Here is an 18,734-nt window from a genome sequence, read left to right on the forward strand (position 1 = left end):
GAGACAGCCTCAGGACGTCTGCCGCCCACGATTTTAGGGGGACTCGTGGCCCACCCGTTGGGTGGGTTTCTTTTTAGGATCTTCTGCCTTCAGGTTGCACTTCTCTATCACGCCCTTTTCACTTTAGTCATATCCACTATCTTAGCTTAGGCACGCCGGATCGGTCAGTCAATCAGAATGATGGGGAGAACGAAACCCGCCTGAAAGGTGGGCCACCCGCCGGGTTCGAAGCGGACCCGCCCTTGATTACCAGATTCCGAGTTGGTCCTTGGCCAGATCGGTGCACATGGTTTTGGGGTCCCAGATTGGGTCCCAAACGAGCGTGACCTCGACTTTGTTGACGCCCTCAACTCGCTCCGCTGCCCGGTGCGCCTGACCCAGCAGCATCTCGCCGTACGGGCAGGCTGGAGTGGTGAGCGTCATCTTGATGTTCACGTCACCATCGTCACCGATGAGTATGTCATACACGAGGCCGAGATCGACAATGCCGATCCGGATTTCCGGGTCGTGGATCGGCTTAAGGGCCTCGATAATCGCGCTCTTGAGGGTTTCTTTCTCTTGCGGAGTCATCACCGGCTCACTCCTGTTCAGTGGACACCACCGCCTTCTCGGTAGTCTTGCCGGCGGCGTAGCGGTCCAGTCCTTCGACTAATGTCACCCAGGCCAGCAGCGCGCACTTCACTCTCACCGGGAAGTTGCGCACGCCCTTGAGGGATTCGATATCCTCGAATTCCTCCGGGAGCTGCAAATCACTCTCGCCTCTTAGCATTTTCCGTACCGTCTCGGCGAGCTTGCGGACTTCGTCGAATGGCCGCCCCTTGACAGCCTCAGCGAGCATCGAGCCGGACGCCACAGAAATTGCGCACCCCCGGCAGTCGACATGCACGTCCTTGAGCACGCCGTTCTCGATCTGGGCCGACAGGGCAATCTGGTCGCCGCACGCCGGATTGATGCCGTCGGAGAGTACGTTGGCTTTCTGGAGGGGTTTCTTGCCGCGGGGAGAACGATAGTGATCGAGAATCACTTCCCGATACATGTCGTCAAGCCGAGAACTCATACGCCAAAGTATTTCCTCATTTCCTTCAGGCTCTCTACCAACACATCGATATCTTGTTTATCATTATAAACATAAAACGACGCTCGCGCCGTAGCCACTTTGCCCATGACTCGCATGAGCGGCTGCGCGCAGTGATGTCCCGCCCTGATAGCCACCCCGCGCGAGTCCAGAAACGTGCCGATATCATGCGGGTGGATCACCGGATCGGTAAACGATATCGCTCCGCCGCGCTGCTCTACATCCTGTGGCCCCTGGATTTCGAGTCCGGGAAGCTCGGCCAGCCGCCCAAAGGCGTATTTGGTCAGTTCCATTTCATGGTGATGCACGGCGGGCATGCCCAGGCGCTCGAGATAATTCAGGGCGGCATCGAAAGCGACTACGCCCGATATGTTTGGTGTGCCCGCCTCGAAACGGTGCGGGATGTCGTTCCAGGTTACCTTGTCGAATCGTACTTCGCGAATCATCTCGCCGCCGGTTCGAAACGGCGGCGTTTCTTCGAGCAGTTCCCGTTTGCCCCACAGCACGCCCACGCCGGTCGGCCCGAGCATCTTGTGAGCGGAAAACGCGAAGAAATCGGCCCCCAGGTCCCGTATGTGCACCGACATATGCGGCGCCGACTGCGCCCCGTCGACCACGACAATCGCCCCGTGGCGATGCGCTATGGCCGCTACTTCCGTCACCGGGTTGATCGTCCCGAGCACGTTGGACATATGGCATAGGGCGACTATCCTCGTACGGGAGGTGATAATGTCGTTTATGTTGCTGAGATCGAGGTGACCGCAAACCGTGATCGGTATAATTTTCAGCCGGGCCTTGCGCCTCTGCGCCAACTGATACCAGGGGACGATATTGGCATGGTGTTCCATTTCGGTGATGACGATTTCATCTCCTTCGTGGACATTCAAATCGCCCCAGGCAAACGCAATCAGATTGAGCGAGTCGGTGGTGCCGGACGTGAAGACAATCTCCTCAGGCTCCGTCCCGCCGATGAATCGCGCCACGTGCGACCGGGTGTTCTCGTAGGCCTGGGTCGAGCGATCGGCCAGGGTGTGAATCCCCCGGTGAATATTCGCATGGTTGTGGCGATAGTGCTCAAGGATAGCGTTGATCACCTCGCGGGGTTTCTGCGATGACGCGGCGCTGTCCAGATATACCAGGGGGTAGCCGTTCACCTTCTGGTTGAGCACCGGAAAATCCGCCTTGATCGCGGCTACGTCCAGTTCTTTGGGCAGACTCTCAGCGGAGAGCGATGTCTTCCGTGTGTCCGGTTGCATTATATTCTCTTGTCTCAAACCCAACAGCCATCAGCCATTTATGTCGACGAGGATATTCTCTCCGTCGATCTGCACTTCATAGGTGTCAATCGGCACCAGCGCCGGCGGCGCTTTAACCGCGCCGGTCTGAAGATCGAACCGGGCGCCGTGACGCGCGCAGACGACGTCGTGTCCGTCGATTTCGCCGTCCGAGATCGGCGCCGCATCATGCGTGCACTCGTCAGCGACAGCGAAAAACCCGTCCTCGGTATGTGCGATCACAATGCGATAGTGGTCGACCTCAAAATCCCTGATCTCGCCGACAGGAATATCGGTAACCCTTGCGACCTGGCGAAACTCACCCATCCTACAGATTCTCCAGGCGCTCGTCGACAAACGCCGTGATCTTGTCGCGAATGTCCCCGGGCACCTGCTCGAGGGTCGACGCCACAAACCCCGAAACCACCATGCGAACAGCGTCGCGGTGCGGAATGCCCCGGCTGCCGAGATAAAACAGAAGCAGGGGATCGATCGGCCCGAGAGTGGCGCCATGCGAGCAGCTGACATCCTCGTTCAGGATTTCCAGTTCAGGTATCGTCTCGGCCCGGGCCCCTTCGGTCAGCAGCAGATTGCGGTTTTCCTGGTAGGCCTCGCAGCCGCGCGCGGCGTGTTCAATTCGGATCAGCCCGGTATAAGCCGAGAGCGCCCGGTCGCGCAAGACCACTTTGAAGTCGATATCCGAGGTTGTCCGGCCCGACGCATGATGATGCAGCGTGTGGTTATCAAAGTGCTGGAAGCCGGAGCCGAACAGCAGCCCGTACATACGGCTGTCGGCGCCGGGGCCGTTCAGGATGACGCCGAAGTTCTGCTTGGACAGGGTGCCGCCGAACACGAGCGGGATTGTCAGCATCTGCGCACCCCGGCCCATTCTGGCCCGATGCGTCTGGTAAAACCGAGTGGCCGGCGCCAGGCGCTGCAGGGAAATATAGCGCACCCGGCTGTCGTCATCGGCGGCAATCTCCGCCGCCCCGTTGGCATAGGCGACCCCTTGTCGCTCGTCGACCGGTCCGCCGCCGTATTCGTCGATAAGAGTCACTTCCGTATTCCTACCCACGGTCACCAGGAGACGAGGGAACGACGACGAATTGGCGCCGCCGGCCTGCCGCAAAAGGTGAATCGGTTTATCGATAGTGACATTGTCGGGGACATGGATGAAGATGCCATCATGCCAGAGCGCGCCGTTCATGGCCTCGAACTTGCCGGTCCCGGCGTTGACCAGGCTGTACAGATGCGGGGCCACCAGGGCATGATGAGTTTCCACTGCCTCGGCCAAACTGCCGATTATAACCCCCCGTTTTCGGGCCTCTTCGAAACCATGCGTGGCGATATCACGTCCCGCGATATCGGTCACGATACCGGACAGGAGGCCGTTTGCGAGGTGGCGTTGTTCAGCGGCTTTAGTCGCCTCGAACTTCCCGTTGGTCGATTTTGTCTCCGACTGTAGATCAAAGACGAACCGGGCCGGATCAGTATATCGCCACAGGTGCAGGCCACGCTGCGGCAACGGCAGCGAGTTAAACATGTCCCTTTGGGTTTGGCGGTGCTGCCGGAGCCAGTCCGGGCCGCGCTGAAGTTCCGGTGACATCTCCGGGATCGTGTATTCTATTTGAGTCCTGGCCATGGTTATCCTATCGAGCCTTCCATTTCAAGGGCAATCAGGCGATTGAGCTCCACCGCATACTCGAGCGGCAGTTCCTTCGTAAACGGCTCCATAAAGCCGTTGACAATCAGCAGGCGGGCCTCGTCTTCCGTCAGGCCGCGACTCTGCAGGTAAAACAACTGCTCCTCGGCTACCTTGGAGACCCGCGCCTCGTGTTCGACGCGCACCTTGTCGTTGTCGATTTCCATCGTGGGGTAGGTGTCGCTGCGGGCCTCTTCGCCGATCAAGAGGGCGTCACACTCGACCGACACTTTGCAGTTATCCGCGTTCTTGTGGATCTTAACAAGGCCTCGGTAGGTCGCACGGCCGTTATCCTTGGAGATGGATTTCGAGGTAATCCGCGACGAAGTATTTGGCGCCGCGTGAATTACTTTTGCGCCGGCATCCTGATGCTGGTCGATTCCGGCAAACGCGACCGAGAGAATCTCGCCGCGGGCGCCCTCGCCGACAAGCTGGATACATGGATACTTCATGGTGAGGCGTGAACCGAGGTTGCCGTCGACCCACTCGACTGTTGCGTTCTTGTGCGCGGTCGACCGTTTGGTCACGAGATTGTATATGTTGCGCGCCCAGTTCTGGATAGTTGTGTACCGGATGTAGGCGCCCTCGAGCGCAATCAGCTCAACCACCGCCGAGTGGAGCGAGTTGGTCGAGTAGATCGGCGCGGTACAGCCTTCGATGTAGTGCACACGGGAGCCTTTGTCCGCGATGATCAGGGTCCGCTCGAACTGGCCCATATTCTCGGCGTTAATCCGGAAATAGGCCTGTAGCGGAGCGCGGACTTCAACACCCGGCGGCACATAGATAAACGACCCGCCCGACCAGACCGCCGTGTTGAGGGCGGCAAACTTGTTGTCGGTCGACGGTATCACGGACGCGAAGTACTTCTGGACAATCTCCGGATGCTCGCGCAGGCCGGAATCCATATCGAGGAAGATGATCCCCTGTTTCTTGAGGTCTTCCTGCATGGAGTGATAGACGACCTCGGATTCATACTGAGCGGAGACACCGCCCAGGAACTTTTTCTCCGCGTCCGGAATGCCGAGCCGGTCGAATGTTTTCTTGATATACTCCGGCACATCGTCCCATGACTCCTGGGCCATTTCGATCGGCTTCATGAAGTAGTAGATATTGTCGTAGTCGATTTCGTCGAGCAGCCTGGTATTGCCCCAGCGGGGTGTCGGCTTCGACATAAAGATATCGTACGCCTTGTGGCGGATATCGGTCATCCAGCGCGGCTCGTTTTTCATCCGCGAGATCATCTCGACCACTTCGTGGTTCAGCCCCCTGGCCCCTTTGTGGAAATAGTCGACCGGGTCGCTGAAGCCGTACTTCGCCGAGTAATCGTCATTCAGCCGCGAAAGGTCGTGTTTCTGTTTGTCAACTGTGTCGGCCATATTACACACTAGCTTTCTGAGCCATTTCTGTTTCGAGCCATTCGTAGCCCTGATCTTCGAGCTTCAAAGCCAATTCCGGCCCGCCCGATCGCACTAGGAGGCCGTCCATCATGACATGCACATAATCCGGCTTGATGTAGTTTAGCAGCCTCTGGTAGTGCGTCACGAGCAGGATACCGTTGTTGTCACTATGGAAGCGGTTGATCCCTTCGGCCACCGTTTTCAAAGCGTCGATGTCCAACCCGGAGTCGGTTTCGTCGAGTATTGCCATCTTCGGCCTAAGAACCCCCATTTGCAGAATCTCGATTCGTTTCTTCTCGCCGCCTGAGAAGCCGTCGTTGAGATAGCGTGTGGCGAATGATTCTTCGACGCCCAGCACTTTCATTTCGGCCCGGAGAAGTTTGCGGAAATCGGACATGTCGGCGTCCTTGCCGCGATGCGCCTGCAGGGCGGTGCGAAGGAAATTGGCAACCGTCACACCCGGAATCGCCACCGGATACTGGAAGGCCAGAAACAGCCCGGCGCGGGAGCGCTCATCCGGTTCCATTTCGAGAAGGTCGCGCCCCTCGAGGAGGACCGATCCCGAGGTAATCTGGTACGCCGGATGGCCCACGAGGGCGTTGGACAGGGAAGACTTACCCGATCCGTTCTTGCCCATGATGGCGTGGATTTCTCCGGGGCGGATAGTCAGGGAGACGCCTTTGACAACTTCTTTGCTCTCGACGGTCACATGGACGTCCTCGAATTCAAACAGCTTCGCGTTGTTACTCATATATCCTATTCCAGACGGAGTGTTTTTATTATCAACCGATTGGGTCGGCGCCCTTTATCTGCTTCAGCTCACCATACAGAGCGGACTGGGCGATGCTCACCGGTCCCTTGGTCCGCGCGGCGAAAGTTGTGGGCAGCCCGGCGGCCAGGTCCTGCAAAGTCGTATCTGTCAGAAACTCCTGGACATACCCGGCGAGGCCGCCCAGAACATCGTGCACCGAGCAGTTCTGAATGTGGACACACTCGTCAAGTTGGCCAGTATGTTTCTGGCAGTGGGCCGGATCGATAAGCGGCCCGCCCAGCGCCACCAGGATTTCGTATAGACTGATTTGATCCAGGGGACGAGGGATCGAAAAACCACCTGAACGACCGCGCTCGGCGGTGACCAGCCCCGCCCGCCGCAGGATCGAGAGCAGTTTCGAGACATACGGGATCGAAAGCCCTTCCATCTCGGCAATCTCCGGAATGGATAGCTGCTTTCCCTGCCCCTGGCGGGCCAGGGACAAGAGGCAACGAAGCCCGTATTCTTCGACCGCTGTTATCCGCATTGTCCGACTTCTCTTTTCTCAATTCTCTCAGCCGCCTTATGCGCGACTCGGCCAATTCTACGAAAACTATACACTTTTGTAAAGTATAATGTTCGATTTTTTTAACCTCTATCTACAGGTATGGTTCCTTGGAAAGCGGTAGTTCGGTCAACCTCGCTCGAAACTTCCCTTGACTCAATGTCTTGTGGGGCGTATCATGGCACGATCAGAGAGTCCAGCGCCACAGGAAAGCGATTATGATACATGGAGTTATTCTGGCCGGTGGCCGGGGAGAGCGGTTCTGGCCGCTGTCACGAGCAGATAAGCCCAAGCAGTTCTTGAAGTTAACATCCGAAAAGACGATGCTCGAAGAAACTATCGTCCGGGTGAGTCCGCTGATCCCGCTTGAACGGATCAAGATTGTCGCGACTGAGTCGATGGGCCGCCATATTGTTGCTGCGGCCGACAAAATCGACACCCAGCATCTTCTGGCGGAACCACGCGGCCGGAACACCTGTCTGGCAATTGGGCTGGCCGCCGTGCACCTTCGCCACGAAGATCCCGATGCCATCATGGTCGTGCTTTCTTCCGACCATCTGATCCGTCCCGCCGAGAAACTGGTCCAGATAATCGAGGACGCCTGTCTGATCGCTGCAGCCGATCAGTCGCTGATCACCATCGGTATCGTACCGACCCGGCCGGAGACGGCTTACGGGTACATTAAGATAGGCGAGGAGTTCGGGTCCGACGTTCGAAGCCAGGTCTATCATGTGGCCGCTTTCACCGAGAAACCCAAGGCGGTCGTGGCGCAGGAGTATTACTTCAACAAGAACTACCTGTGGAACAGCGGCATGTTTGTTTGGAAGGCCGAGGCGATTCTCAAGGCGATCGGCGATTGCCGCAAGGAGATTGCCCGCCTGCTCGACGAGTACGCCCGTTCCGTAGGTACGCCGTCGGAGATGGAAGCGCGCGAACGCCTCTATGCCCGGGCGGAGTCGATCTCGATTGATTACGCTGTTTTAGAGACGGCGAAAAATGTTCTCGCTATCAAGGCGGACATTGTCTGGGATGATGTTGGCAGTTGGCTGGCTCTCCAGCGGTATAAAGAAGTAGATGGCGAGAATAATGTAGTGATCGGTGATGCATTGCTGCGTGATACTTTCGAGACCACGATATATAATGATAGCCCGGGCATTATTGCCGCGCTCGGAGTATCCGATCTCGTGATTGTGCGCGCCGGAGATATTACTATGGTAGCTCACAAGGCCAAGCTGAGCGATTTGAAAAAGCTGCTCCAGGATATTGGGGAGAATGACGACACGCGCAAGTATCTATAGCCTGCTGGCGGCGGCAGCTATGAGTTTGCTTCTGCCCGGATGTCTCAAGCCGACGGTCGAGACTCTTGAAGTTGCTGACACTTCGGCAACGGTAGCAGTTGATCCTCGCGGCTTTGATCCTCTCGAACTGCCTCGGGACCGAGAAATCGTGCCCGCGCTGTATCCGCGCACCGGTGACATTTTCGGCAAACAGGTCATTATCGAAAAGGGAGCCGTGGATCTGGCCGGAGTAACGCGACCGTCCGCTGACGATTCCTCTGTGATCGGTCTTGATACGCTCAACAATCAATCCTACCGGGTTCAGATCTTCACCGGTCTCGTTTATGGCGAGGCCCGCCAGGTGGCGCGGGTAGCCGAGGAGATATTCGATCAGCCGGTCTATGTCGATTACGAAGTGCCCAATTATAAAGTCAGGGTGGGTAACTGGCCCGACAGAGCCTCGGCCGAGAGGTATCAGCAGAAGGCGCGCGGGGTCGGATACACCAATGCCTGGGTTGTCATGGTGGGAATCAACGTCCGTGAGGTCGCCCCGCTTTACACCAGCCCGGACAAAGAGTCGACCTCAAAACAAGAAAGTACGTCAGATTCGGCGGCAGAGGATGACGAGGGGACTGGTGCTCAGGATTGATCCAGTCCGTCCGGACTTTGCCACTCTCGATCGCGCGCGGGAACTGTTGCTTCGCGGCAAAGTGGTGGTGGCCCCGACGGAAACCCGGTACGGCCTTCTGACCCGGGCCGATGAGCAGAGATTTGTCGATCAGCTTTACCGGCTCAAGGGTCGCGACCAGACCAAGGCTACGGCGATTCTGGTACGAAATCTGGCCGAGGCCGAGGACCTGGGGGAACTCAGCCCCCAGGCTAAGTTGTTGGCGCGGCATTTCCTGCCGGGGCCGCTGACGCTCGTGGTGCGGGCAAGAAAGGACTGGTCCGCGCCGAGGGTTGTCGAGGGAAAGATCGGCCTGAGATGGTCATCGTCGCCGGTTATCCAGGGACTGCTGGACCGGACCGAGTGGCCGCTAACCGCCACCTCGGCCAATGTCTCCGGCCAGGCGGACGCCGAAGTTGTTGAAGAAATAGTCTCCATCTTCGGAAATCGGGTGGGGGCGTATCTCGATGCCGGACCGCTTACTGGGCGAACCTCCACCGTGGTAGACTGTTCCACACAGCGAGCGCAGCTGCTCCGCGAGGGGGTAATCGCCCGTGAGGAGATCGAGCGCGTACTGGGAATCGTAAATGAGTAGCGACAACAAATACCGCATCTTGTTTGTTTGCAGCGGGAACACCTGCCGGTCGCCCATGGCCGAGTACGCGCTTCGGATGCTGCTCGAGAAGGAGAGGCCGGGTCAGGTGGAGGTGTATTCCGCCGGGACACTCGGTTTGCGCAACCAGCCGGCTACCATATATGCCCAGGAGGCGGCGCGGATATGGGACCTGGATCTGTCCCCGCACCGCTCCCAGGGTTTAACCCCGGAGTTGGTCGCTCAAGCCGATCTGGTTTTCGCCATGACCGCCGAGCATCACCAGAAGATTGTCGAACTGGACCGGCGCGCTGGCGAGAAGACATACCTTCTCAAGAACTTCCCGGACAACAGTCCCGATGGCGAGGCGATCGGCGATCCTATCGGAATGGACCTCGACTACTACAACGAAGTTTTTCTTGAAATCGGCGAAAGCCTTGGCCAACATCTTCCCGAGATTGTGAAACGGATCGACCACAAGAACAATGGCTAAGAAGAAGCTGCTCGGGCACGCCGCCTTCTGGATGATAATCACCGTGGGTGTCGCACCGCTATTCTACATCTCGGCGGTCAAGCTGGGGATTGCCGAGGCGGCTCAAAGCGAACCGGCGGCTGATCAGTCCGGCCCCGCGGATCGCTTTATCGAGAATATGGCTTTCGGCGTGGGGGAGAAGTTCAGCTTCGAGGTCAAATACGGCTTCATCAGCGCTGGAACGGCATCAATGAAAGTCGTTCGGCTGATCGAGTGGCAGGGTCGGCCGTGCTACCAGGTAGTCACCGAGGCCCGCTCCAACAGTTTTTTTTCGAGCTTCTACAGGGTCGAAGATCGCGTTGAGTCGATAATCGATGCCGCCGGGTTGTTCGCCTGGCGCTTCGAGAAGAAACTCCGCGAGGGAAGCTACCGCTCGGACCGTCAGTACGATTTCGACCAGGTAAACAACCGTGTGATTTACAAGAGCGATACGATTTCGGTCGCACCGTTCGTGCAGGATGCCCTGTCCACGCTCTATTACGTGCGCGCACAGCCGCTGGAAGTCGGCAAGCCTTTGTATGTGGACAACTTTATCGACGGCAAGCACTTTCATCTCGAGGTGCAGGTGCTCGAACGGGAGAGCATCACGGTCGAGGCGGGCACGTTCGACTGCTTCGTGGTTGAGCCAATTACACAGTCGGTGGGGCTTTTCAAGCATGAGGGGCGGCTCAAAGTCTGGCTGACCGCCGACCGTTTGAGAATGCCGGTGCTCATGAAATCCAAAGTCATCATCGGATCTATAGCTGTCGAGCTGACCGATTACGAGCTCGGCAATCCGGGTGAGTTCTAAGTCTATGCCTCGCTCCCCCAGGCGGTATCGTCCGGTCGACCTTTCACTCGTGAAGCGACTTTCGATCAAAAAGCGTCGCAACAAGTCAACCCCTGCCGGATTCGGCCGCCCGCTGAAACCCTCGGCACAGACCGGAGCATTTTTCGACTCACTCCCCCAATATCTTAAGGCCGCCGACCTGAATGAGTTTATCGAACACGTCGCAGCCGCACGCGCTAATCAACGCCCTTTCCATCTGCTCCTCGGAGCGCATACGATCAAAGTCGGGCTATCGCCTATTTTGATCGACTTGATGGAGCGCCGGATCGTAACCGGGATTTCGTTCAACGGCGCCGGGCTGGTGCACGATTTGGAGCTGGCGTTTTTCGGAGGTACTTCCGAGGATGTTCAGTCGGGGCTGGACGACGGTTCGTTCGGCATGGTGAAGCAGACCGCCGAACTGTTTGCCGCGGTTTGTGATATCGCCGCCCGCAAACGAATCGGTCTCGGTGAGGCAGGCGGTTGTTTCATAGAGCTGGAGAACGCGCCCCATCGAAAAATCTCACTTTTCGCCTCAGCTTATCGTCTCGGTATGCCGTCAACCGTGCACCTGGGAATTGGCACCGATATCGTCTCGCAGCATCCGGAGTTTAATGCCGCGCTGGCGGGGGAGGCGTCGCACCGCGATTTCCGGCTCCTGGCCTCCGTGTGCGCCGATCTTGACAGGGGCGGCGTTCTGGCCAATATTGGCTCGGCTGTGATGCTTCCGGAAGTTTTCCTGAAAGCTCTGACCGTCGCCCGCAACTTGAACCCGCGAAAACACCGGCTCACCACGGCCAATTTTGATATGATCGAGCATTACCGCCCCAGGCTTAACGTTGTCACCCGCCCCACCCACGGTGTCGGCAAGGGGTACAACTTTGTCGGACACCATGAGATCATGATTCCGCTGCTCGCCTGGGGTCTAAAGCATCGGATCGACCTCTAAGTACGATCCGGGAGTTCCGCCGATGGCCAAGCTGGTTGAATGCGTTCCCAATTATTCCGAGGGGCGCCGCCCGGAAGTTGTCAAAGCAATTGTCGCCGCTATCGAATCCGAAAACGGTGTCAAAGTAATCGATCACGAAATGGACGCCGATCACAATCGGGCGGTGGTGACGTTTGTCTGTCATCCCGACCTGGCGGTCGATGCCGCCTTCCGGGGTTATCAAAAAGCGGCTGAGTTGATAGATATGAGCACGCACACGGGCGGCCATCCCCGCATGGGCGCTTGCGACGTGTGCCCGTTCATACCCTTGGGTGAAACGACCGATGAGGAAGCGATTGAACTGGCTCACAGGCTGGGTAAGCGGGTAGGCGAGGAGCTGCAAATCCCGGTTTATCTGTATGAGAAAGCGGCCACCTCGCCAAAACGGCGCAACCTGGCGAACGTGCGCCAGGGGCAGTACGAGGGCATTCGCGACACGATCGAAACCGATCCCGCGCGCAAACCGGATTACGGCCCCGCCCGCATGAATCTCAAAGCAGGCGCCACCGCCATAGGCGTCAGGTTTTTCCTGATTGCCTTCAACGTGTACCTCGACTCGACCAGGCTGGAAATCGCCCAGAAGATTGCCGATGCCGTTCGCGCGGTTCGCGGGGGATACAAGTACGTCAAGGCGATGGGCGTAGAGATCAAAGAGCGGAATCAGGTGCAGATATCCATGAACCTGGTTGACTTCTCGCAGACACCGATCTTCCGCGTATTCGAGACTATCAAGAGCGAGGCGGCGCGCTACGGCGTGAACGTGGTGTCGTCGGAGATTGTCGGCATGGTCCCCAACGATGCGCTGGTCGATGTCTGCAATTTCTATCTTCGCCTCGACACCTTCTCCAAGAACCAGATACTGGAAGAAAGATTAGCATCGCTGGCTGCGGGCGGAGGGGCTGCAGGGCCGAGCTTTTATGACGAAGTAGCCTCGGTTTCGCCTGCTCCCGGCGGCGGCTCGGTGGCGGCGTCGGCTGGGGCGCTCGGCGCGGCGCTGGCTGCGATGGTCAGCCGGCTGACCATCACTAAGAAGAAGTACGCGGATGTCAGAGAGATGATGTCCGAGATACGAGATCAAGCCGATCGTCTGCGGGCCGATCTGACAGAGCTCATCGACACCGACAAAGAGGCCTTCACGGCAGTGATGGACGCCTTCAAACTGCCCAAGGGGTCGGACGAACAAGTCGCGCACCGCGAAAAGACGGTGCAGAATGCCACCAGGCGGGCCGCCCAGGTGCCCTTGGAAGTTATGAAAAAATCACTCGATGCGCTTCGCCTCGCGCGGGCGGTTGCCGAGAAAGGCAACGAGAACTCGATCACCGATGCTGGTGTGGCCGGTCTGATGGGGCTGGCCTCGGTGCAAGGCGCCCGCTACAATGTCCGCATAAACCTGACCTCATTAACCGACCGCGAGTTTGCCGACAGGTTGAAATCCGAATCCGACACCATTGCCGCGGAGGCGGATGAAATCGCGGCTCAAATCAGAAGGCTGGTTGAGGCCAGGATTTAGTACATGCCGAGTTGCATCGATCTCCACTTGCATACCAGCAGGTCCGACGGAGTTCTTTCTCCCCGCGAGCTTCTGGAAGAGGTCCGCGCGCGCAAGTTGGTGGCATTCGCGGTGGTCGATCATGACACCATAGACGGATATCGGGAACTGGCGGACCTGATTGTGCCCGGTGATCCGGAACTGGTGTCCGGGTTGGAGTTGTCAGTAGCTACCGGCAACGGCGATATGCATCTGCTGGCGTACTTGTTTGATTCTGATCATCAGGAGCTGGCCGAGACGCTCGAAACTTTCCGCGAGGCACGGAACCTGAGGGGGCGTCAGATGGTTGAAAGGCTGAACCAGCAGGGTCTTAGGCTCCCTTTCGAGACGGTTCTCGAAGCCGCGGGCGGCTCGGCAATCGGACGGCCCCATATCGCCGAAGCGCTGGTGAAAAACGGTTTGGCCTCCAGTATCGAAGAGACCTTTCGAAAGTATATCGGCAACAACTGTCCGGCATATATTCCAAAGAGCATGATACGTCCCCCCGAAGCCATCGCCCTTATCCATCGCGCCGGCGGTGTGGCGGTGCTGGCGCATCCGTACATTAATGACATGCACCGTCATGTCCCATCTCTTGTGAGGCTCGGGCTGGACGGTCTGGAGATACATCATTATTCGCATGACAAGCAGCAGGTGCAGGAGCTAAAGCGGCTGGCCCAAAAGCATGGGTTGCTTTTGAGCGGCGGCTCTGACTTTCATGGCCGCCAGGAACACGAGGGGGATATAGGGGCCGATTCGGTGCCGGTCGAATACCTGGAGAAATTGAAAAGTCGCGCCCTGGAAATACGAGGTGGAATTTGAAAACGTCGATGTGGTTTGGGTTGGCAGTGAGTGTGACTCTGGCGACTACGGGCGTTGCCGATGAGCTATCACTGGAGCGCCAGCGGGAGATTATCGAACGGTACATGTACGTCACCGGACAAAGTGCCGCCCGCCCGGCAGCCCAGTCTGATGACGAAACGACCGCATATCCTGAGAAATGCGGCACACCGGCTATCCTCGAATTCCAGCGCAACCGGGAGTTCCTTGATCCGCGGCTGATGGCCGCTCTGGGAGTAGAGGACGAACCGCGGCCGGTAACCCAGGCTTCGTACGGTATCCCCGGCGGAAATACCCTCATTCATTATGATGTGACCGGCACCCACGCTGTCTGGCAGGCTGGGGTCGACTCGGACGGGGACGGTGTGCCCAATTATGTAGAGAGTCTGGCCCTGATAGCCGATTCGTGTTACGATCATATCGTCAATACGCTCGGCTATCCGCGCCCTCTGGTCGACTCTATCTGTGTCGATGGCGGCGATGAACGGGTTGATATCTATGTCCAGGCGCTGCCTGACAGATACTACGGACAGACGCATAACCAGTCGGAGTGTTACCAGGCGGATGTCCGGTGGGAGGCGGCCTGGATACAGATCGATCACGATTTCCAAAGCATTCCACAATATGTCGGGCGCCCGCTTGACGCAGCGCGCGTAACGCTGGCTCATGAGATGTTTCACGTAGTGCACTTCGCCATCGATGCAACCGAGCACATCACCTGGTTTGAGATGTCGTCGGTCTGGATGGAAGAAGAAATCTACGACGAGATAAACGACTACTACTTTTACGATTACCTGTTCTTCGACCACCCGCGCACGGCGCTGCATGATACCGCTCTGGACGGCCACATGTACCAGGCGGTTGTCTTTCCCATTTATCTGTCCGAGAGGTACGGGCCGGATGCCATACGGGAAACCTGGCTGCATGCTGGCGCTCGCGGGGCGGGCCCGCACTATCTTAGAGCATTCGATGAAGTTATCGACTCCGCCAGCCAGGATCCGGCCAATGCGCGCTATCGGTGCGTTTGCTACAGTGCCACCGGTGGAATCTGCGTCGATTCGATGCTAATAGTGGAAGATTTTGCGTCTGCTATGGCCGAGTTCGCCGCCTGGAATTTCTTCACCGGGCCGTATGCCGAACAGGCCCCCGGCGATTTCGGCTACAGCGAGGCGGCAAACTACGCCTACATACCCCTGGATACCATGGTCGTGCACCGAAGCTATCCGGTCACTCGTGATTTCAACGGCAATCGGTTCAGGCCGGAGCCGAACGGGGTCACATACATAAGGCTTGAGAACCTGCAGGCGATTGATATCGACAGCCTGCTGACCGCTTACATCACACCTGACCAGGATGCGATTGTTCGCTGGGGTGTGACAGGTATATTCCAGATGGAGGAGGATCCGGACTCACACCTCGTGATTTCGAAGGCAGTCGACGCATGGGAGACCTGGATTTGTCTGGATTCTATTTGCGTGGATTCGGTCGGGTCGATCTGCCGGGAGTGGCAGTGCACCGACAGCGGGCTTTTCCCGGGAAGATTCCTAGAGTCAATGTTAGGCCGGCAGATTTGTGTCAATGGGCAGTTCGACAGCATCTTCCCATGCGATCAGGTTTGCAGCGACTCGATTGGCGTTATCCCGCTTATGCCGTACCGCTCGCTCACGCTTGCGCTCACCCCAACCTCATTGAGCACCGGACCGTATACTTTTGGAAACCAGGTGAAGTTCGCCTACAGCGTGTTTGATGAATCCTCGGTTGATTCGAGCCTCGTCAATCTCACCCCTGCGGTGCTCATGCCGTATCCCAATCCGGCGGTCATCAGTGACATGGGCGGTGACGATCTCACGTTCGCCTTCCGCACCTATACGGACAGTGTGGGATTCGCTGCGTCCAGCCACACCAAACTGCAATTGGATATCTACACCGTGGCAGGCGAGCTGGTACGCTCGCTGGAGAGGTTGTTTACCGGCGAGGATCGCCAGGGTCCCCGGCCGGGGGGTATGTACGAAGTCGGTTGGGACATGCGCAATCAAGCCGGCAAGAATGTGGCGTCGGGAGTCTACTTGGCGGTGGCCCGTCTATTCGGCGGAGCCGGGTTCAGGACCCAACTCGCGGAAGAACGGGTGAAGGTGGCCGTGATCCGATGACGCCCCGGGTCCGACTGGTCACTCGTATTGCGCTCCTTTCTGCTCTGATTTACGTTCTATCCTGGGTCACGTCGTACCTGCCCGGCGTGAATGCGGCGTTCTTTATCGCGTTTTTAGCGGGTTATATCTGGGGTGGATGGGCGGGCGCGGCGGTCGGCGCCCTGGGTATGTGGCTATGGACCACTTTCAATCCGCTCGGCCCGGCTGCGATGCCCATCGCGCTGTCCCAGATTTTCGGTCTGGCTGCTTGTGGTCTGATGGGGCGACTGTTTCGGCCGGCTGTGTCGACTTTCACTAATAGAACCGGCAGGTATTTGACACTTCTCTCGGCTGCACTCGCGTGCACAGTGGTTTTTTATGCGCCGGTGTCGGTTACCGATGCCTGGGTGTTTGGGCCGTTCTGGCCGCGGCTAATCGGGGGATTGCCGTTTGTGGCCGTATCGCTGGCCGCTAATGCCGTCATTTTCCCGTTGCTTTTTGGCGCGACACGGCGAATATCTGAGCGCGAAGGTAATTACTGATGGCCGGTCTTGTGGGCATAACACTGGTTTCGCTGGTATCGGTTGTAGGCGTGATGTCAGCGACCGTTTCTGGTCAGGATGCCCCTCAGGACAGCGCTCAAACCGTTCCTGATACGACTGTCCAGCTCGATTCTCTTCTGACAAATGAGCCGCACACTATCGACGACTCTATCCTGATGCTGAATCCGGATGTCAATTTGGATACGCTCACCGGGCCTCAGCGCATGCTGCTCGAGTTCGAAACCCGGTTTCGGTTCCGTCAGCAGGAGGAGGCGCCCAAGGCAGTCGTACACACCCGATTTTCTTATGAGGACTCGCTGGCCGCCTATTACGTATCGCCCCGGTGGAATCTTCGATCGGAGATCGACAAGGCGTTTCACCATGATGCGGGCGATTACCTCAGGTCGGACCCCGGTTTTTTCATATTAGAACCGCTGGTGACGCCGATGCGTAAGACCGCGCAGGCGTACGGTCTGGCCGGTGATCGCATGGGCTTGTTAATCTGCGGCAAGCCGCTTCGACCGTTCGAACACGTGGTCGAGCCGGACGGGCTGGTCGATCTCAATGATCTTCCGACCGCGCTGGACTATACCGTGGCCGCACTGCCCGGCCCGGTGGGGCTGGTGTTTGGATCCGATCGCGCCGCCGCAACTTTATTTACCCGGCCCCGTCCGCTGGACTCGACCAATCCCCGCAGCAGCTTCGTGGTCGATAAGGGTGACTACTCATACTCATACGCACGTGGTCGGTACGCAAAGGACTTCACTGACGGCCGCCACGTGGATATGTCGATCGGGTACCGCAAAGCCGATGTTCTCTATTACGGTATCGAGGATGACGCGTACCATTATACCGGAGATTTCCTGTTCCCGCTGGGAGGAACGTGGGAGATCGAGACGGATGGCCATCTGTACGCTCGCGACGGGGAGTACCAGGTGCGCCCGGACGTCCTGGGCGCACATTTGGACCGCAACCGTTTTGATCGACTCGGCCGTGTCCGGCTCAGCCGGTATAACATGGAACGCAACGCGAGGTATGATCTTGTCTACCAGCACGTGCGGCAGGGAAGTCGCCTGGTTGGGGATTACGGCGCCAATCTTAACCAGACCGGGCACGCTCTGGAGCTGGCACGAGAGTGGCAAATGGGCGCTTCCGTCGCGCGAGCTGAACTATTCGGGGACTTTCTCAAGTATGATAACTGGCACGCTCGGTACGAGCGCTACTCCGGTGGAGTCTCGCTAAACCTGGCCCGAACGACCTTCCCCTGGGGTTATGCCCTCGCGCTCAGAGCAACCCAGGTGGAACTATACCGTGTACTGCCGACCGCGGCAGTCATGCTGCGGCGCGAAGGGGAGAGCAGGTACGTCATGTTCTCCGTCGGTTACACCGAGCGTGCGCCATCGCAGAACGAACTTCACCTGCCATACAGGAGCGCCCGATTGTACAACGGGAGCACGCAGGATTACGCCGACCAGGGGAATCCGAATCTCGTTTCGGAAAAGACCCTGAATGGCGCAGTCGAGGTTGCCTTCGGTCATCCGGATAACAGCCTGACAGTCTCCGCCACCGGCGGAAAAATCTGGGATGGTATCGACTGGTTTCCAGCTCAGGTAGGTGCTCTCATGGTGTTCTCACCAGAGAATGGCGATATCGAATATGCCTCGGCCTCCGCGATCGGCAAAATCCGCCTGAGTGACTTTCTCCGCTTCAAGGGGGGCGGCAGCTATCGCCAAGTCGATTATGCGCGTATCAAAGAGAGAGCGTACACACCCGATTATCAGGCTTTCTCAGGGCTGGAGCTCCATCTGTTCTGGCGGCAGAAGCTGATAGATTTCTGGGCGTATGGCGAGGCCGTCTTTGTGGGACCGTACAACGGATATGTCGAGACCGACTTGGGCGAAAGATTAATGACCAATGTCAAACTGTCGTTTCGCCTGGGGCAGTTCCGCTTCCACTGGATTATGCAGAACGCGCTCTCAACCTTCGAGGGGCAGCGGGATTACTGGACCGATCTCGGTTACTCACTGTATTACGGTTTTACCTGGGACTTTCTCGACTGAGGACCCG

19 protein-coding genes are annotated in these 18,734 nt (G+C 57.9%); 11 read left to right on the forward strand and 8 right to left on the reverse strand.

The window, feature by feature from the left end; translation table 11 throughout:
* Positions 1-246: 246 nt before the first annotated feature.
* Genes AB1772_08930 through AB1772_08965 form a run of 8 tightly spaced genes read right to left on the reverse strand, consistent with a single transcriptional unit; the run spans position 247 to position 6,746 of the window.
* Positions 247-570: an iron-sulfur cluster assembly protein gene (locus tag AB1772_08930; GenBank protein MEW5796473.1), complete on the reverse strand. Its 324-nt coding sequence runs from the start codon at positions 568-570 to the stop codon at positions 247-249.
* Positions 571-577: 7 nt separating this feature from the next.
* On the reverse strand, positions 578-1,057 hold the full coding sequence (gene sufU, locus AB1772_08935; protein MEW5796474.1) for a Fe-S cluster assembly sulfur transfer protein SufU: 480 nt from the start codon (positions 1,055-1,057) through the stop codon (positions 578-580).
* On the reverse strand, positions 1,054-2,331 hold the full coding sequence (locus AB1772_08940; GenBank protein ID MEW5796475.1) for a cysteine desulfurase: 1,278 nt from the start codon (positions 2,329-2,331) through the stop codon (positions 1,054-1,056). Before AB1772_08940 ends, sufU begins: the two co-directional genes overlap by 4 nt.
* A 30-nt stretch (positions 2,332-2,361) precedes the next feature.
* Positions 2,362-2,676 (reverse strand): non-heme iron oxygenase ferredoxin subunit, encoded by a 315-nt coding sequence (locus tag AB1772_08945; protein ID MEW5796476.1) that lies wholly within the window; start codon positions 2,674-2,676, stop codon positions 2,362-2,364.
* A gap of 1 nt (position 2,677) precedes the next feature.
* Positions 2,678-3,991 (reverse strand): Fe-S cluster assembly protein SufD, encoded by a 1,314-nt coding sequence (sufD, locus tag AB1772_08950; GenBank protein MEW5796477.1) that lies wholly within the window; start codon positions 3,989-3,991, stop codon positions 2,678-2,680.
* A gap of 2 nt (positions 3,992-3,993) precedes the next feature.
* On the reverse strand, positions 3,994-5,427 hold the full coding sequence (gene sufB / locus AB1772_08955) for a Fe-S cluster assembly protein SufB (protein MEW5796478.1): 1,434 nt from the start codon (positions 5,425-5,427) through the stop codon (positions 3,994-3,996).
* 1 nt (position 5,428) lies between these two features.
* Positions 5,429-6,199 (reverse strand): Fe-S cluster assembly ATPase SufC, encoded by a 771-nt coding sequence (gene sufC / locus AB1772_08960; protein ID MEW5796479.1) that lies wholly within the window; start codon positions 6,197-6,199, stop codon positions 5,429-5,431.
* Between the two features lie 31 nt (positions 6,200-6,230).
* On the reverse strand, positions 6,231-6,746 hold the full coding sequence (locus AB1772_08965; GenBank protein MEW5796480.1) for an Rrf2 family transcriptional regulator: 516 nt from the start codon (positions 6,744-6,746) through the stop codon (positions 6,231-6,233).
* A 236-nt stretch (positions 6,747-6,982) separates the two neighbouring features.
* Here AB1772_08965 and AB1772_08970 point away from each other — a divergent pair, with 236 nt between their 5' ends.
* Genes AB1772_08970 through AB1772_09020 form a run of 11 tightly spaced genes read left to right on the forward strand, consistent with a single transcriptional unit; the run spans position 6,983 to position 18,727 of the window.
* The gene (locus AB1772_08970; protein ID MEW5796481.1) at positions 6,983-8,062 is read left to right on the forward strand and encodes a mannose-1-phosphate guanylyltransferase; all 1,080 of its coding nucleotides are present in this window, start codon (positions 6,983-6,985) and stop codon (positions 8,060-8,062) included.
* Positions 8,037-8,690: an SPOR domain-containing protein gene (locus tag AB1772_08975; GenBank protein MEW5796482.1), complete on the forward strand. Its 654-nt coding sequence runs from the start codon at positions 8,037-8,039 to the stop codon at positions 8,688-8,690. Before AB1772_08970 ends, AB1772_08975 begins: the two co-directional genes overlap by 26 nt.
* Positions 8,677-9,303, forward strand: a complete 627-nt coding sequence (locus AB1772_08980) for an L-threonylcarbamoyladenylate synthase (protein ID MEW5796483.1) — start codon at positions 8,677-8,679, stop codon at positions 9,301-9,303. Before AB1772_08975 ends, AB1772_08980 begins: the two co-directional genes overlap by 14 nt.
* The gene (locus AB1772_08985; protein ID MEW5796484.1) at positions 9,296-9,793 is read left to right on the forward strand and encodes a low molecular weight protein arginine phosphatase; all 498 of its coding nucleotides are present in this window, start codon (positions 9,296-9,298) and stop codon (positions 9,791-9,793) included. Before AB1772_08980 ends, AB1772_08985 begins: the two co-directional genes overlap by 8 nt.
* The gene (locus tag AB1772_08990) at positions 9,786-10,622 is read left to right on the forward strand and encodes a DUF3108 domain-containing protein (GenBank protein ID MEW5796485.1); all 837 of its coding nucleotides are present in this window, start codon (positions 9,786-9,788) and stop codon (positions 10,620-10,622) included. The genes AB1772_08985 and AB1772_08990 overlap by 8 nt, the downstream gene beginning before the upstream one ends.
* A gap of 4 nt (positions 10,623-10,626) precedes the next feature.
* Entirely contained in the window at positions 10,627-11,589 is a 963-nt protein-coding gene (locus AB1772_08995; protein ID MEW5796486.1) for a hypothetical protein, read from the forward strand.
* A gap of 22 nt (positions 11,590-11,611) precedes the next feature.
* Positions 11,612-13,138 carry a glutamate formimidoyltransferase gene (ftcD, locus tag AB1772_09000; protein MEW5796487.1) on the forward strand — a complete coding sequence of 509 codons (1,527 nt, stop codon included), beginning with the start codon at positions 11,612-11,614 and terminating at the stop codon, positions 13,136-13,138.
* A 3-nt stretch (positions 13,139-13,141) separates the two neighbouring features.
* Positions 13,142-13,978, forward strand: a complete 837-nt coding sequence (locus AB1772_09005) for a PHP domain-containing protein (protein MEW5796488.1) — start codon at positions 13,142-13,144, stop codon at positions 13,976-13,978.
* Positions 13,975-16,146, forward strand: coding sequence for an MXAN_6640 family putative metalloprotease (locus tag AB1772_09010; GenBank protein MEW5796489.1), 2,172 nt, complete (start codon positions 13,975-13,977; stop codon positions 16,144-16,146). The genes AB1772_09005 and AB1772_09010 overlap by 4 nt, the downstream gene beginning before the upstream one ends.
* Complete coding sequence (locus AB1772_09015) at positions 16,143-16,667, forward strand: hypothetical protein (protein MEW5796490.1); 525 nt, start codon at positions 16,143-16,145, stop codon at positions 16,665-16,667. The genes AB1772_09010 and AB1772_09015 overlap by 4 nt, the downstream gene beginning before the upstream one ends.
* Positions 16,667-18,727 carry a hypothetical protein gene (locus tag AB1772_09020; GenBank protein MEW5796491.1) on the forward strand — a complete coding sequence of 687 codons (2,061 nt, stop codon included), beginning with the start codon at positions 16,667-16,669 and terminating at the stop codon, positions 18,725-18,727. Before AB1772_09015 ends, AB1772_09020 begins: the two co-directional genes overlap by 1 nt.
* The last annotated feature ends 7 nt before the right edge of the window (positions 18,728-18,734 follow it).

This window comes from Candidatus Zixiibacteriota bacterium (genome assembly GCA_040752815.1).
Lineage (GTDB): Bacteria > Zixibacteria > MSB-5A5 > GN15 > FEB-12 > JAGGTI01.

Bases quoted from the DNA above. Each gene is read 5' to 3' on its own strand.
- AB1772_08940 (MEW5796475.1), bottom strand. From the start codon at position 2,331: ATGCAACCGGACACACGGAAGACATCGCTCTCCGCTGAGAGTCTGCCC.
- AB1772_08945 (MEW5796476.1), bottom strand. From the start codon at position 2,676: ATGGGTGAGTTTCGCCAGGTCGCAAGGGTTACCGATATTCCTGTCGGC.
- ftcD (MEW5796487.1), top strand. From the start codon at position 11,612: ATGGCCAAGCTGGTTGAATGCGTTCCCAATTATTCCGAGGGGCGCCGC.
- AB1772_08975 (MEW5796482.1), top strand. From the start codon at position 8,037: ATGACGACACGCGCAAGTATCTATAGCCTGCTGGCGGCGGCAGCTATG.
- AB1772_08990 (MEW5796485.1), top strand. From the start codon at position 9,786: ATGGCTAAGAAGAAGCTGCTCGGGCACGCCGCCTTCTGGATGATAATC.
- AB1772_08965 (MEW5796480.1), bottom strand. From the start codon at position 6,746: ATGCGGATAACAGCGGTCGAAGAATACGGGCTTCGTTGCCTCTTGTCC.
- AB1772_09020 (MEW5796491.1), top strand. From the start codon at position 16,667: ATGGCCGGTCTTGTGGGCATAACACTGGTTTCGCTGGTATCGGTTGTA.
- AB1772_08985 (MEW5796484.1), top strand. From the start codon at position 9,296: ATGAGTAGCGACAACAAATACCGCATCTTGTTTGTTTGCAGCGGGAAC.
- AB1772_08930 (MEW5796473.1), bottom strand. From the start codon at position 570: ATGACTCCGCAAGAGAAAGAAACCCTCAAGAGCGCGATTATCGAGGCC.
- sufD (MEW5796477.1), bottom strand. From the start codon at position 3,991: ATGGCCAGGACTCAAATAGAATACACGATCCCGGAGATGTCACCGGAA.
- AB1772_08970 (MEW5796481.1), top strand. From the start codon at position 6,983: ATGATACATGGAGTTATTCTGGCCGGTGGCCGGGGAGAGCGGTTCTGG.
- AB1772_09015 (MEW5796490.1), top strand. From the start codon at position 16,143: ATGACGCCCCGGGTCCGACTGGTCACTCGTATTGCGCTCCTTTCTGCT.
- sufB (MEW5796478.1), bottom strand. From the start codon at position 5,427: ATGGCCGACACAGTTGACAAACAGAAACACGACCTTTCGCGGCTGAAT.
- sufU (MEW5796474.1), bottom strand. From the start codon at position 1,057: ATGAGTTCTCGGCTTGACGACATGTATCGGGAAGTGATTCTCGATCAC.
- AB1772_08995 (MEW5796486.1), top strand. From the start codon at position 10,627: ATGCCTCGCTCCCCCAGGCGGTATCGTCCGGTCGACCTTTCACTCGTG.
- AB1772_09005 (MEW5796488.1), top strand. From the start codon at position 13,142: ATGCCGAGTTGCATCGATCTCCACTTGCATACCAGCAGGTCCGACGGA.
- sufC (MEW5796479.1), bottom strand. From the start codon at position 6,199: ATGAGTAACAACGCGAAGCTGTTTGAATTCGAGGACGTCCATGTGACC.